Source organism: Flavobacterium sp. UBA6195 (assembly GCF_002422095.1).
GTDB lineage: Bacteria > Bacteroidota > Bacteroidia > Flavobacteriales > Flavobacteriaceae > Flavobacterium.
The window spans coordinates 1-14,858 of sequence record NZ_DITB01000007.1; the positions used below are offsets into that span (position 1 = coordinate 1).

General features: G+C 34.4%; 12 protein-coding genes and 2 pseudogenes. 4 read left to right on the forward strand and 10 right to left on the reverse strand.

Features of this window, described 5'->3' with window-relative positions; translation table 11 throughout:
- Positions 1-554 (forward strand): annotated as a pseudogene (locus B4I81_RS00360) (hypothetical protein); the annotation flags it as partial.
- Between the two features lie 67 nt (positions 555-621).
- Here B4I81_RS00360 and B4I81_RS00365 read toward each other — a convergent pair.
- The 6 genes from B4I81_RS00365 to B4I81_RS00390 form a co-directional block, all read right to left on the reverse strand.
- A complete protein-coding gene (locus tag B4I81_RS00365) occupies positions 622-3,951 on the reverse strand; it encodes a WD40/YVTN/BNR-like repeat-containing protein (protein ID WP_291106229.1) in 3,330 nt (1,109 codons plus the stop codon).
- Between the two features lie 83 nt (positions 3,952-4,034).
- Positions 4,035-5,378 carry a dGTP triphosphohydrolase gene (dgt, locus tag B4I81_RS00370; protein WP_291106256.1) on the reverse strand — a complete coding sequence of 448 codons (1,344 nt, stop codon included), beginning with the start codon at positions 5,376-5,378 and terminating at the stop codon, positions 4,035-4,037.
- A 43-nt stretch (positions 5,379-5,421) separates the two neighbouring features.
- Complete coding sequence (locus B4I81_RS00375) at positions 5,422-5,646, reverse strand: hypothetical protein (protein ID WP_250582198.1); 225 nt, start codon at positions 5,644-5,646, stop codon at positions 5,422-5,424.
- 115 nt (positions 5,647-5,761) lie between these two features.
- On the reverse strand, positions 5,762-8,197 hold the full coding sequence (locus B4I81_RS00380) for a ribonucleoside-diphosphate reductase subunit alpha (protein WP_291106234.1): 2,436 nt from the start codon (positions 8,195-8,197) through the stop codon (positions 5,762-5,764).
- Positions 8,198-8,308: 111 nt separating this feature from the next.
- Entirely contained in the window at positions 8,309-9,286 is a 978-nt protein-coding gene (locus tag B4I81_RS00385) for a ribonucleotide-diphosphate reductase subunit beta (RefSeq protein ID WP_291106236.1), read from the reverse strand.
- A gap of 267 nt (positions 9,287-9,553) precedes the next feature.
- Entirely contained in the window at positions 9,554-10,120 is a 567-nt protein-coding gene (locus B4I81_RS00390; RefSeq protein ID WP_291106239.1) for a DUF3109 family protein, read from the reverse strand.
- A 697-nt stretch (positions 10,121-10,817) separates the two neighbouring features.
- On the opposite strand from B4I81_RS00390, the gene B4I81_RS00395 reads away from it, so the two are divergent.
- Genes B4I81_RS00395 through B4I81_RS00405 form a run of 3 tightly spaced genes read left to right on the forward strand, consistent with a single transcriptional unit; the run spans position 10,818 to position 12,217 of the window.
- Complete coding sequence (locus tag B4I81_RS00395; protein WP_291106241.1) at positions 10,818-11,399, forward strand: MarC family protein; 582 nt, start codon at positions 10,818-10,820, stop codon at positions 11,397-11,399.
- A 12-nt stretch (positions 11,400-11,411) separates the two neighbouring features.
- Positions 11,412-11,609 carry a hypothetical protein gene (locus B4I81_RS00400; RefSeq protein WP_231842459.1) on the forward strand — a complete coding sequence of 66 codons (198 nt, stop codon included), beginning with the start codon at positions 11,412-11,414 and terminating at the stop codon, positions 11,607-11,609.
- On the forward strand, positions 11,609-12,217 hold the full coding sequence (locus B4I81_RS00405; protein WP_291106245.1) for an FAD-dependent oxidoreductase: 609 nt from the start codon (positions 11,609-11,611) through the stop codon (positions 12,215-12,217). Before B4I81_RS00400 ends, B4I81_RS00405 begins: the two co-directional genes overlap by 1 nt.
- A gap of 4 nt (positions 12,218-12,221) precedes the next feature.
- Here B4I81_RS00405 and B4I81_RS00410 read toward each other — a convergent pair whose 3' ends face one another.
- From B4I81_RS00410 to B4I81_RS00425, 4 genes and pseudogenes are all read right to left on the reverse strand, one after another.
- On the reverse strand, positions 12,222-12,737 hold the full coding sequence (locus tag B4I81_RS00410; protein WP_291106248.1) for a hypothetical protein: 516 nt from the start codon (positions 12,735-12,737) through the stop codon (positions 12,222-12,224).
- 12 nt (positions 12,738-12,749) lie between these two features.
- On the reverse strand, positions 12,750-14,318 hold the full coding sequence (locus tag B4I81_RS00415; RefSeq protein ID WP_291106251.1) for a S41 family peptidase: 1,569 nt from the start codon (positions 14,316-14,318) through the stop codon (positions 12,750-12,752).
- A gap of 1 nt (position 14,319) precedes the next feature.
- On the reverse strand, positions 14,320-14,748 hold the full coding sequence (locus B4I81_RS00420; protein WP_291106253.1) for a deoxycytidylate deaminase: 429 nt from the start codon (positions 14,746-14,748) through the stop codon (positions 14,320-14,322).
- Positions 14,748-14,858, reverse strand: a pseudogene (locus B4I81_RS00425) (HupE/UreJ family protein); the annotation flags it as partial. The gene B4I81_RS00420 and the pseudogene B4I81_RS00425, both read right to left, overlap by 1 nt.

Below are 14,858 nucleotides of genomic sequence, written 5' to 3' on the forward strand. Positions count from 1 at the left end.
AATTTGCTAATGGATATGCTTATCCAAATACAAGCTTAGCTATTTCAAAACCATTTGCGCCAGCATATACTTTCCTTGGGGTTGGAGCAGAATATTCTAGAAAAGATTTGAATTTAACGCTTTATTTGTCTCCATTAACACAAAAAACAACATTGGTTTTTGATCAGAGATTAGCAAATCAAGGAGCTTTTGGTGTTGAAAAAGCCATTTATGATGAGCTTGGTAATTTGATTCGTGAAGGTAAAAACATCAGAAATGAAACGGGTATTCTAATTACAAATCAATGGAAAAAAGAGGTTTATAAAAATATTAATTTTGAACATAGAATTTCTCTTTACACAGACTATATCAATAATTTTGGAAATGTTGATGTAGATTGGCAATTACAATTAGATATGACAGTAAATCAATATGTAAAAGCAAATATTGGAACTCATCTTGTTTATGACGATGACATAAAATCTAAAGAAGAAAAAAATGGGGAGCAAATAATAAAAGGGCCAAAGGTTCAGTTAAAACAATTATTAGGAATAGGAGTTACCTATTCATTCTAAAATAAAACTTTATGTAATAAAAAAAGGCTTCATTTCTGAAGCCTTTTTTTATTAGATATAAAGTAAATTATTCTTTAATAATTTTTGTAGAATAAGAAAAATCAGAACCTTCAATATTTACAGCATATACTCCACTATGCAAACCGTTTAAGTTTAATGATTTTTCACCTGTAAAATCACTTGATGTTTCAACAACTTTTCTTCCGTTAATATCATAAACTTGTATTGTTAATTCTCCAATATAATTAGCTATTGCAACATTAACAATACCGTTAGAAGGATTAGGGTATACCTTTATTCCTTTAGACAGTGCAATATCTTCATTAGAAAGAACGGCATTTGTCAATGTACCAGAGAATACACCTCTACCATAAGTAGCAGCGAAAACATTATAAGCGGTTGGTGCTGTTGGTGAATTAGGCTGTAAATCCAAATCCGTAACTTTAACATTACTCATTCCGTTGTAAGCTTGTCTCCATTGTAAAGATTGAGCAGACGTACCAGCTGGGTTAAACCCTGTTGCATACCAAACACCTAATTCAGTTCCAATTAACAATTCGTCTGTTTTTAATGGATTTTGAACTATAGCTTTTACAGGTAAATCAGGTAAATTTCCTTCAATACTATTCCAAGTTACACCTGCATCTGAAGAATACCATACATTTACGACACCGTAGTTGTGCATAGTTACAAAAATTTGACTGTCATTAGAACCAAACTCTACGTCTGAAATACTTCCAACAAATGATGAACCCGTAATATCAAACCACGTAGCACCAAGACCATTTGCATTAACAATTTTCAATAACTTACCGTTCATTGTTCCAACATATAGTGTTGTTGGAGTTACTTTACCTACTGTTAATGCTGTTGGATAAGTTGTTAATAAAGCATTCGTTAAATTAGTACGAGTTGGATTACTTGCTCCTAAATAATTAGAATATCTTCTAACAATATAAGGTGTTGCTAAAGTAGAATTTGTTCCATCAGAATAAATAATGTCATTTGTAGAATCCAATGCAAAAGCAGGATAGAAAAGTCCTAAATTAGCTCCACTACTTAAGGATTTTTTTAATGTACCATCTAAATTTCTAACATTAGTATTATCATTGTAAACATAATTAGTCACATAATATGCACTAGCAGCTGTTGTAGCATTTTGTTTGAACAAAGGTTTACCACCATCACCTCCTTGAATTTCGACACTTGCACCAACTCCTGTTAATCCAGTTGTTGTACTTCTAGTTGAAGGAAAATAATTAGACCCATTATCTTGAGCTCCTGCTAAGAAGAAGTCACCAGACATACCCGAAATTCCTTTAGGTAAAACAGCAACCCCTACAAATTGAGTAACGTTGAATCCATTATTTCTTGCTACTGCAGGAGTTCCAGTAGTAGACAAACTTCCTGAATAATAAACACCACCATCGTTTCCAAATATAGCAACATTAGAATTCCCTGGTTTAAAAACCATAGCATGCTGATCAGCGTGAACATCTGAAGTCCAGTTTGAAATAGTTACCCATCCACCTGTTGTTGTCCCACCGTTAGCAGATCTATATAAATCAATTCCACCAACATATAAAATTTGATCATTTGTTGGGTCTGATTCAATCATTAAATCGTAAAAAGCTTGTGCTCCTGTAAAACCATAAGTTATTTCTCTAGACTCATTACCAGTCGGTAAAGCTAATACTGTTGGAGCAGTAGCAAATGCATCATTTGTAACTTCCAATTTAACTTCAATTGTAGGATTATTACTATCTGCCTGGCCAAGCTCTGTAAGTATGTATACTTTATTTGCATTAGTGTTAGAAGTTTCAATTTCTACACGTTGTCCACCTCCATTACCAGTGATAGTGTGTTTCAAATCAAATGTAGCTCCATTGTCAGAAGACATAAAAACTTTTCCACCACCATCGCCAAATGTCCAACTATTAGTAGAAGACACCCATATTTTTCCATCAGCACCTATTTCTATATCATTTGGACATGTTTCATTACCTGTTGCTGTAACAGGCAAACTTAATCTTGTCCAAGTAGAGCCTCCATTAGTAGATTTATATAAACCGTAATTTGTAGACCCCATAAAAGTGTTACTTCTAGCTTCAGAATAATATCCATCACCTACAGCAGCATATATTTCAGAAACACCTCCATTATTCTTAACAACAACATCATTTATAAACTGAATCCCTGGAACAAGATTACCTGTAAACTCCCCTGGCATAATAGGCTTTAATGTCCCATTCAAATCAGTTAAATTAGCCATCAATAAATCACCATCTTCTTTAGAAATCATTATAGATGGAATTCCTACACCTGTATCAGTACCACCCATTGTAATTGGCCCACCTGTAACATTGTTCATCATGATTACAGCCAATGCCCCTGCAGATTCAGCAGCTGAAACTTTATCTACGAAATTACATGTACCTCTTCGAATTAAAACAATTTTACCAGTCAATGAACCCGCTGGCATTGCGGTACAACCATCTTCAGTAGGAGCAGTTCCATCATTCATAATTACAATAGGAGCGGTAATTATACTTGTAATTTCAGGACCAAAACTTGCTTGAATTGAAACATAATTACCCGCAACATTCGATGGAGAATTAATTGTTAAATTTGAAACATTTTGTTGAATTGTATTCCCCGTTATTCCTCCTAAAACTCTAGACCAAGTTGCTCCAGCATCAGAAGTTTTCCATAATCCATTTCCATTAACATCACCAAAAACATAAGATTCTCCAGTACCTACATACCAAACATTATTATTATTTGGATCAGCATATATACATTGGACATTTAAATTCTCTGGTAAGTTTAATCTAGTCCAAGAAGATAATGAACTACTGATATTAGTGTTTTTCCACAAACCACCACTAACACCACCAGCAATAACTGTATTATAAGTTAAATCTGTAGGATCAAACATTATAGCTCTTGTTCTTCCACCTACATTGTTAGGACCTCTTTCAATCCATAAATTATCATTTGCATCTCCTGGAACTCTACCATTTTGCAAAGCGGCAAATCTTTCTTGCTTCAAAGACTCTCTAATTATTTCTAATTTCTCTGGAGTTGGAGTGCCTAATGAAGGATTCATAGAAAGCAACCATTCTTGCTCATTAAACTTATCCGGAGGAAGACCTAATGCTTTTCTCTCTTGTTTAGAGATATGAAAAGTCTTTCTAACTTTACTGTTCTTTAAAAATTCATCATGCTTTTTTCTTAATTCTAATATCTCTTTTGAAACTTTAGAATTGTCAGAAACAGTTTTCTTGTTAATTACTTTTTCAGATTTTTCGTGAGCATTAGTAACGCCTTTTTCTTGAGAAAAAGCAAACGAAACACAGAAAATTGTAACCACAATTAATAGTAATAGTTTTTTCATGGTATATGAGGTTAATTTATAATTTGAACAAAATTAACATTTTACGTGAAATTCAAAAATTTTTTAGTATTTATTTTGTGTTTTTAACTTTTGTTAGCCTGAATTGTCTTATATAATTCAAAAGCTTTACCATCCGTTAATAATGAGACAAAGTGACAAATGTGCAACAAACGATCATATAAATTTTCTTTTTGAAATTGAAAACGCTCAGGTAGTAATTTAAGCAATAATTCATCATAATTTGAAGCTGTTCCACTTACTTTTTTATTGTAAGCCGTGCAAAAACCATCAAGTAAACTATTAATGATTTTGTAACCCATTACTTCTTTCTGAATTACATCTCTACTCTGATAGACATTTTTAATACTAATTTGGATGATATCATTCATTTGGGCTTTGTACTGACTTTTATCCATCAAGGCAAATGGAAATTCTCCAGCCAAAATAGCTTGCTCGTTTTCCATAAAAACTGCTACAGCATCGTTGATTAAACTTCCAATAGCTAAGGCGCGCAAGTAACTAATTCGATCTTCCTTAGTAATGAGTTCGTTGTATTTTTTGGTATCGATTCCGTTTTTAACTAATTTAATTAAATATTCTAACGCATATTCTTCCGGAATTAAACCTAAATTAATACCATCTTCAAAATCGATAATCGTGTAACAAATATCATCAGCTGCTTCTACTAAATACGCTAACGGATGACGTTCAAAACCAATATCATTTCCTGATTTATTCGAAATCAATCCTAATTCATTGGCAACCTCAACAAAGAATTCTTTGTCTTGCTGAAAGAAACCGTATTTTTTATCACATATTTTTTGTGATGGTTTTTTAGGCAAACTTTCTTTTGGATATTTCATAAAAGCACCCAAAGTAGCATACGAAATACGCAAACCGCCTTCAATTCCTTCCCGAGAAGAGGCTAATACTGAAAAACCATTAGCATTTCCTTCAAAATCGATTAAATCTTGCCACTGCTTTTCGGTTAATTGATCTTTGTATTGCAATCCGTTTCCGGTTTTGAAATATTCGCCAATGGCTTTTTCTCCCGAATGCCCAAAAGGTGGATTTCCAATATCATGAGATAATGCTGCAGCCGCCACAATAGCACCAAAATCATTAGCTTGATAACCATGCACTTCTTGTAAGTGTGGATATTTTGCAATGATTTGCTTACCAACCAAACGTCCCAAAGAACGACCAACAACAGAAACCTCCAAACTATGCGTTAGTCGGTTGTGAACGAAATCAGTTTTTGAAAGTGGAATTACCTGTGTTTTATCTTGCAGACTTCTAAAAGCGGCAGAAAAAATAATTCGGTCATAATCGACTTCAAAGCCTAAACGGGTGTCGTCTTGCTCTTTACGTAAACGTTTGCTGGTGTCGCCTTGTCTTTTTAAAGACAATAATTGTTCCCACTGCATCATAAGATTCTAGATTGAAGATTGCGGATTTTTGATTTTAGAACTATTCTTTTTCATTTGCTAAAAAGAAATTTCTCGATTTTTTAGGATACTGATTGTAACTTTTATCACTCGGATTTACGATAACCGATTTGATGTTGATTTCGTCTCCTACTTTGAAATTTTTCTCGGTGTATTGGTAATCCAACAAATATTCACCGCAGAAATAATTCCCATCTGCGTCTTTTTCTATGATTCCGGTATAAATTCCCTTTTTATCTTTTGACATAATTCTATTTTTTTCAAATGTACGAATTGGATTGTAATTATTTAAAACAAAAACAGCCATTCACCTTAGCGAACAACTGCTTTCTTTATTCTATTATCTATGTTCTTTTATTTAATTAAGAACCACACATTTCACATTCTTCCGGGCCAGAATTTCTGGCTCTTTCAATCATGGCTCTGTATTCTTCAGCTGACATTTCTGCTGGTTCTTCTAAAACAGCAATAGCTTCCACTTTTTTCACTTCAACATGTTGTTCTTTCACCTCAATTGGGGCTTCTTTTTTGTCGTTGTTTAAAGTGAACTTAATCGCATCCACCGCAGCTTTTGTTCTTAAATAGTACATTCCGGTTTTCAAACCTGATTTCCAAGCGTAGAAGTGCATCGAAGTCAATTTCGCATACGTAGCATCTTGCATAAACAAGTTCAACGATTGCGATTGGTCAATAAAATAACCTCTTTGACGCGACATATCGATAATATCTTTCATCGACATTTCCCAAACGGTTTTGTACAATTCTTTTAAATCTGCAGGAATTCTTTCAATATGTTGTACTGAACCATTGTGACGCATGATTTCTTGCTTCAATGTTTCGTTCCACAAACCTCTTTCTACTAAATCGTTCAATAAGTGTTTGTTTACCACGATGAACTCTCCAGAAAGCACTCTTCTTGTATAAATATTTGAAGTATACGGTTCGAAAGCTTCGTTATTCCCTAAAATTTGAGACGTTGAAGCCGTTGGCATTGGTGCAACTAACAATGAGTTTCTAACTCCGTTTGCCATTACTTCTTTTCTTAAACTTGCCCAATCCCAACGACCAGAAAGTTCTTCATCTTTTAAGCCCCAAAGGTTGTGTTGAAATTCTCCTTTTGAAATTGGAGAACCTTCGTAAGACGAATACGGCCCTTCTTCTTTAGCCATTTCCATAGAGGCAGTTACAGCAGCAAAATATAAAGTTTCGAAAATTTCTTGATTTAATTTTTTAGCTTCATCACTTGTAAACGGCATTCTCAACATAATGAAAGCATCAGCCAAACCTTGCACTCCTAATCCAACTGGACGGTGGCGCATGTTTGAATTTTCTGCTTCTTTTACTGGATAGTAATTTCTGTCAATTACTCTGTTTAAGTTGCGCGTTACACGTTTTGTTACGTTGTATAATAATTCGTGATTAAATGCTCCATTTTCAACAAACATTGGTAATGAAATCGATGCTAAGTTACAAACCGCGATTTCATCTGGAGACGTATATTCTAAAATCTCCGTACATAAATTAGAAGAACGAATCGTTCCTAAATTCTTTTGGTTCGATTTTCTGTTCGCTGCATCTTTGTACAACATATATGGTGTTCCCGTTTCGATTTGAGATTCTAAGATTTTTTCCCAAAGCTCTCTTGCACGAATTGTTTTTCTACCTTTTCCTTGTGCTTCATATGAAGTATATAATGCTTCAAACTCTTCTCCATAAACGTTATCTAAACCTGGACATTCGTTTGGACACATTAACGTCCAAGTAGAATCCGCTTCTACACGTTTCATGAATAAATCAGAAGTCCACATAGCGAAGAACAAGTCTCTTGCACGCATTTCTTCTTTTCCGGTGTTCTTTTTCAAATCTAGGAATTCGAAAATATCTGCATGCCACGTTTCTAAATAAATAGCGAAACTTCCTTTACGTTTTCCTCCACCTTGATCTACGTAACGAGCAGTATCATTGAAAACACGTAACATAGGAACAATTCCGTTTGAAGTTCCGTTTGTTCCACGGATATACGAACCTGTTGCTCTAACGTTATGAATAGCTAAACCAATTCCTCCCGCTGATTGCGAAATTTTAGCCGTTTGTTTTAAGGTATCGTAAATACCATCAATACTATCATCTTGCATCGTTAATAAGAAACAAGATGACATTTGAGGTTTTGGAGTTCCAGCGTTGAATAATGTTGGAGTAGCGTGTGTAAAGAACTTTTTCGACATTAATTCGTAAGTTTCAATTACCGCTTCTAAGTCGTTTAAGTGAATTCCAACCGAAACACGCATTAACATGTGTTGTGGACGTTCTACGATTTTTCCGTTGATTCTTAATAAATACGAACGTTCTAAAGTTTTGAAACCAAAGTAATCGTAATTAAAATCACGGTTGTATATGATGTGAGAATTTAAAAATTCTGCATTTGCTTGAATAACTTCGTAAACCTCATCAGAAATCAATGGCGCTTTTTGATTGGTTCTTGGGTTTACATAGTGATACATCTCACTCATCGTTTCCGAGAATGATTTGTTGGTATTTTTGTGTAGATTAGAAATTGCAATACGAGCCGCTAATTGAGCATAATCTGGGTGGGTTACCGTCATGGAAGCTGCGGTTTCTGCTGCTAAATTATCTAATTCAGATGTGGTAACTCCATCGTATAAACCTTCAATTACACGCATTGCCACTTTTACAGCATCTACCATGTCATTTAATCCATAACATAGCTTTTTAATTCTATCTGTGATTTTGTCAAACATTACTGGCTCCTTATGGCCATCTCTTTTTACTACATACATAAGCTTTTTAGTTTTTGAAAACAGACAATCCCTTCCCTGCTTTCGGTTAGTATTTATTGATTTAAGCGCAAGTCTCCCGACATTTTATAGCGCTCTATATTTTATTTATTATTAAAAATCAGCGTCGAAACTAATTTTATTGGAATCCGCATCTGAATTCATAACGCCTGCTTTTTGATATTCCGCTACTCGCTTTTCAAAGAAATTCGTTTTTCCTTGTAACGAAATCATATCCATAAAATCGAATGGGTTAGATGAGTTGTACACTCTATCACATCCTAATTCTACCAATAATCTATCCGTTACGAATTCTAAATATTGCGTCATTAAAGTTGCGTTCATTCCAATCAAACTAACTGGAAGAGATTCCGTAATGAATTTTCTTTCAATATTTAAAGCATCTACGATAATTTCTGTGATTCTTTCTTTTGGAACTTTATTTACCACATGATGCGTGTGTAAATGAACCGCAAAATCACAATGCATTCCTTCATCACGAGAAATTAATTCGTTTGAGAAGGTTAATCCTGGCATTAATCCACGTTTTTTCAACCAGTAAATCGAACAGAACGAACCTGAGAAGAAAATTCCTTCTACTGCTGCGAAAGCAATTAATCGTTCAGCAAACGAATCCGATTCAATCCAACGCAATGCCCATTGTGCTTTTTCTTTAATCGCAGGAAACACTTCAATTGCATGGAATAATTGATTTTTCTCTGCTTCGTCTTTCACATACGTATCAATTAATAACGAATACGTTTCGCTGTGAATGTTTTCCATCATAATTTGGAAACCATAGAAAAACTTAGCTTCTGGATATTGTACTTCGTTAACGAAATTTTCCGCTAAATTTTCGTTTACAATTCCATCCGATGCTGCGAAGAATGCTAAAATATGTTTGATGAAATATTTCTCATCCTCATTTAATTTGTTATTCCAATCAGTCAAATCTTGATGCAAATCAATTTCTTCAGCTGTCCAAATACATGCTTCTTGTTTTTTATACCATTCCCAAATATCTTGGTGTTTGATAGGAAAAATTACAAATCGATCTTTGTTTTCTTGCAAAATAGGTTCCACGATAGACATAGCTATTTGATTTTAAAAATGTTAATGATTGGTTAAATTGACTTATTTGGGGATTACAAAGTTTGTCATTTGAAATGAAAAATGAAAGGCAAACTTATTCACAATTAGAGTAAGTTTTTAACAAAGCTGATAAATGTCAGTAAATTAATATATGTTTTTAAATTCTTGATAATCAAATAGTTAAAAACCAATAAAACAACTGTTAAAACCTTGTAAGCAACTGAAAAATAAGCAACTCACGAGTGTTTTTTAAAGGATAAAATGGGATTATTTTTTCAACTCTTTAGCTACATTATCTAATTCGTCAAACCATTGTTGACCGAATTTTCTAACTAATGCTTCTTTCACAAATTGGTACACCGGAACACCTAACTCTTCGCCTAAAGCGCAAGCGTCAGAACAAATATGCCATTTGTGATAATTCACAGCTGCGAAATCAGAATATTCTTTGATTCGGATAGGATATAAATGACAAGAAACAGGTTTTTTCCAATCTACAATTCCTTGATTGTAAGCTTGCTCAATTCCGCAAAGTGCTGTTTTACCGTCAAAAATTACGTAGGCGCAGTCTTTTCCATCAATAAGTGGTGTTTCTAATTCACCAAAATCAGAAACTACGTGTGTTCCTTGTTCTTCAATGGCTTTAATTCCTTCTGGACGAAGAAAGGGTTTCACTTTTGGAAAAATTTCAGCTAAAATTTTGGTTTCTTCCTCATCTAAAGGAGCACCCGCATCGCCATCCACACAACAAGCACCTTGACAAGCAGACAAATTGCAAACGAATTCTTTTTCTAAGATTTCTTCGGAAACGATGGTTTTGTTTAACTGAAACATATTGGGCTTATTTTAAAGTGCAAAGATACGATTTTGAATTTAGATTTTGGATTTTAAATTAAACTTGATATTGGCACGCGGATGACACAGGTTCTGCGAAGCGCGAATGATGACGGACTTTTTGCAACACAAAGTCTCTCGAAGTTTTGCACAAAGTTTCACAGAGTTCTTTTGTGGTTTGCTAAAAAACTTGGCGCTCTTTGTGTTTTTTTACACAGAGATTCACCGAATTTTTTTTTGATTTTGATTGCGTTGATTAGAGACACACCGAGACATTTTGCTTTTTTCCTTTGCGAACCTTGCGAAAAAACTTTGCGCTCTTTGCGTTTAAATTTACACAGAGCTACACAGAGCATTTTTGATTTTGATTGCGTTGAAAAGAGTTACACCGAGACGATTCACTTTCTTCTTGGCGCTCTTTGCGAAAAACCTTTGCTTCTTTGCGTTTAAATTTACACAGAGCTACACCGAGTTTTTTTTTTTTGATTTTGATTGTGTTGAAAAGAGATCCACCGAGACGCCTCACTTTCTTCTTGGCGAACTTTGCGTAAAACCTTTGCTTCTTTGCGTTTAAATCTACACATTACTTGAATTTGAACTTGTCCTTGGTTTTTGCCCTTGTAATTGATAATGTATCGTTAAATTAGAAACGTTCTTTATTCAATATCCTTATATTTGCACAAATATTCAGCGTTTTATGGAACTAGGAATCAATTGGAAAGACATTTTTACCATCAGCATGATTTTATTTGCTGTGATTGACATTGTAGGAAGTATTCCTATTATTGTGGATTTACGCAGTAAAATGGGCCACATTCAATCGGAAAAAGCGACAATTGTTGCGGCGGTGATTATGATTGCCTTTTTATTTGTTGGTGAAGAAATACTAAAATTAATTGGTATTGATGCAAATTCATTTGCAGTTGCGGGTTCGTTTGTCTTGTTTTTCCTTGCCTTAGAAATGATTTTAGGCATTCGATTATACAAAGAAGACAATCCAAGCACGGCTTCCATTGTTCCAATTGCGTTTCCATTAATTGCTGGAGCTGGAACGATGACAACGATATTATCATTACGTGCTGCTTATGATAAAATCAACATTATTATTGCGATTTTAATTAATGTAATTGTGGTTTATGGTGTTTTGAAATCGTCAGGTAAAATTGAAAAAATACTTGGCACGAATGGTTTAGGCGTGATTCGCAAAATATTTGGCGTGGTTTTATTAGCGATTGCTGTAAAATTATTCGCCGCGAATGTTAAAGGATTATTTATTTAGAGAATATACAAAATGAAAATTTTTACTTATGTGGCAGTTGCCATCGCTTTAGTTTTAATTGTTTTTAATCTTTTTCAAATAGATTACAGCAATCCGTTTGAAGGAAATAGCACGATTGCTATTATTGGTGTTGTCGCTGGAATTTGCGCTATCCTATTATTAGTATTATTGCGTTTTTCAAAAATGATTGAAGAAAAAACCAAACAATAATGGTAGACGTTTTAATTAATGGCGCTGGAGTTTCGGGCGTTTCGTGTGCTTTGATTTTGGGTTCGGCTCAAAACAAACCGTTTGCAATGGATAAAAAGATTGCGATTGTGGCGCACCAAAAAGCCTCTTCGTTACAAAACGCAATTTTTAATAACGCTTACGGAATTCCTGCTGGGAAATTAGGCGGTGAATTGTTAGAAGAAAGTTTGGAACATTTGACCCAATCTTATCCACACGTACAACAAATTCATGGCGAAAAAGTACTTTCCATTTCTGGTGAAGCAGGAAATTTCACAGTTACTACTAACAAATCTTCGCTTCAAAGCAAAATTGTAGTGATTGCTATTGGTGCAGGAAATCCTTTTACGATTGAAGGTTTGGAATCGTTTGTAATGCCACATCAAAAAGCAGCTCCCGAAAAAAACAGAATCCAATTAAAAAACACCGACCATTTGGTTACCGAAGGTATTTATGCCGCTGGAGTTTTAGCTGGACATAGAAGTCAATTAAGCATTGCCGCTGGAAGTGGCGCTGCTGTAGCCACGGATATTTTAACGTTATGGAATAACGGAAATCCGGTGCAGGTGCATGATGCTTTGGGAAAATAGCTTTTTATTCTTCTGAATCATCTTCTTCATCATCAAAATTCATTCCTTCTAAAAAATCATCCCAGTTAATTGGATCTTGATATGCATTTGGATCAGGTGGAATAGCTCCTGGTGGATTGAACAATTCCCATTCGTCCCAATAATAATTACTCTTATCAAAGTTAGCTACCCAATTGATAAATAATTCTCTGAATTCATCAATTTCTTTTCTAATCAACGTAACATAATCGGTATCTTTAAAAGAATCGTGAAATCGCAAACTTCCTACTTGAACATATAAATGCATCGCATGATCTCTAATGATAGCCGCATTTTGCATTCGTATGCTGTACATATCTCCGCCTTCAGCACCCGCAATTTTAGCACAAATTATCGCAGCATCATCTCGCATCATATATTTTGTGGCATTCAAATACTCATCTTCTTCACTAATGGTATTTAAAAGACTATTGACCAAATCTAAAATTAATTCGGCTTTTTTATAAATTGGTAAATCGAATAATTTATCTCTTCTACTCATTTTAAAGACATTTTACTTACGCAACACCTTATTCACCATATTGTCTTTCTTTAAAATCAATTGGTAATATGCGTTTTCATTAAAAAGTTGGCGTACAAATTCTGCTTGAAGATAGAATAACACTTTTTCTTTTTGATTCTCTAAATTGAAAAGCAAACCGCCTTTAGCCATGTAAGTCTTGAAATCATTAAAATAATTTCCAGAACGCAATTCTTTTTCCAAGGCTTTCATCGAGATTTTTTCAAACTTTTTACGATTTTGATCCAATTGCTCAAAGACAAAGTAATTCACTAATCCTGATTGCATCAACATCGTTAAACCTTCAGCTCCGTGCGAATCTTCTAATGGAACAAAAATATCAGGCATAATTCCGCCACCGCCATAGACGATGCGACCTTTCTTAGTTTTGAATTTTAGACTATCTGCAATTTTGGCTTTATCTTTTTCGTACAATTCACCACTTTCGAAGCGCTTGTCGAATTCATTGAAATAGTTTTCTCCTTTATCTTCATACGGTTTCTGAATTGAACGTCCTGATGGTGTGTAATATCTGGCAATAGTTAATCGTACAGCCGAACCGTCACCTAATGGCATTTCGCGTTGAACTAATCCTTTTCCGAAAGAACGTCTTCCGTAAACCAAACCTCTGTCGTTATCTTGAATCGCTCCAGCTAAAATTTCGCTTGCTGAAGCACTATTTTCATTGATTAAAACACTGACTTTACCGGTTTCAAAAATCCCTTTTTCAGTGGCTAACGTGCTTTCGATTTTATCTTTTTTGTTTTTCGTTTTAACTATTAACTCTTTGTTTTTCAAGAATTCATCCGCAATTGCAACGGCTGATTCTAAATAGCCACCGCCATTATCTCTTAAATCAATAATAATATGATTTGCACCTTCTTTTTTCAATTGGGTTAAACCCGATAAAAATTCGTCGTAAGTTTTTTCTGCAAAGCGATTGATTTTGATATAACCCGTAGTTTTATCGACCATTTGCCAAACATCTACACTTTTGATTGGAATAACGTCGCGAGTAACGTTTACGGCGAATTTCTTTTTTTCGGATTTTCGGTAAACGGTTAGTTTTACATTAGAACCTTGTTCGCCTTTTAAGATGGAAAATAACGAATCGGTTTCTAATTTTTTGTTGTACAATTGTAATTTATCGGCGAAAAGAATTCGGTCGCCCGATTTCAAACCGGCTTTTTCTGAAGGACCGTTCGCAATGGGCTTTATAACAGCTAAGGAATCATTATACATGTAAAAATTAATTCCAATTCCCACAAAATTGCCTCGCATTTCTTGTTCGACCGCCTCTAGTTGACTTTTAGGAATATAAACCGAATGAGGATCCAATTTTTCGAGAATTCCGTTAACCGTTAAATCGACTATCGAATCGGTATTCAAACTATCAACGTATTCTTTTTCGATGAAATCGATGAGTTTGTTGAGCTTATTTTTATTGGCGTTTCGGTTTAAAAAAGCCGTTTCTGTAGAAGGATTGAGTTTACTTCCCAATAACAAACCCACCGCAACAGCTACTGCGATTATTATTGGAAAATATACTTTGTTCATTCTCATTTTAACTCAAATCTTCAATTAATTCGACCTCAACACCTGCTTTTCTTAAGAAATCAACACCTGAAGTATCTTTATATTCTTGATGATACACCACTCTTTTTATTCCCGATTGATGAATTAATTTACTACAATCTTTACAAGGTGAAAGGGTAATGTATAATGTTGCATCTTCGCACGATTGCGTAGAACGTGCCACTTTTAAAATGGCATTCGCTTCAGCATGCAATACGTACCATTTGGTAACATTATCTTCGTCTTCGCAACAATTTTCAAAACCAGATGGTGTTCCGTTATATCCATCGGAAATAATCATTTTATCTTTAACGATAATTGCGCCTACTTTTTTTCTTTGGCAATAGGATAAATTCCCCCATTCTTTGGCAATTCGTAAATAAGCTTTATCGTATTTTTCTCTTTTTTCTTTCTTCATTATCGGTTCCAAATTTCGCTTTCAATAATCATTGGCAAAACTACGCCAATTATAAATGCTGACATAACTAAAGCCCAATCTCTTTTTGAAAAACGGAAAAAAGTTTGCAC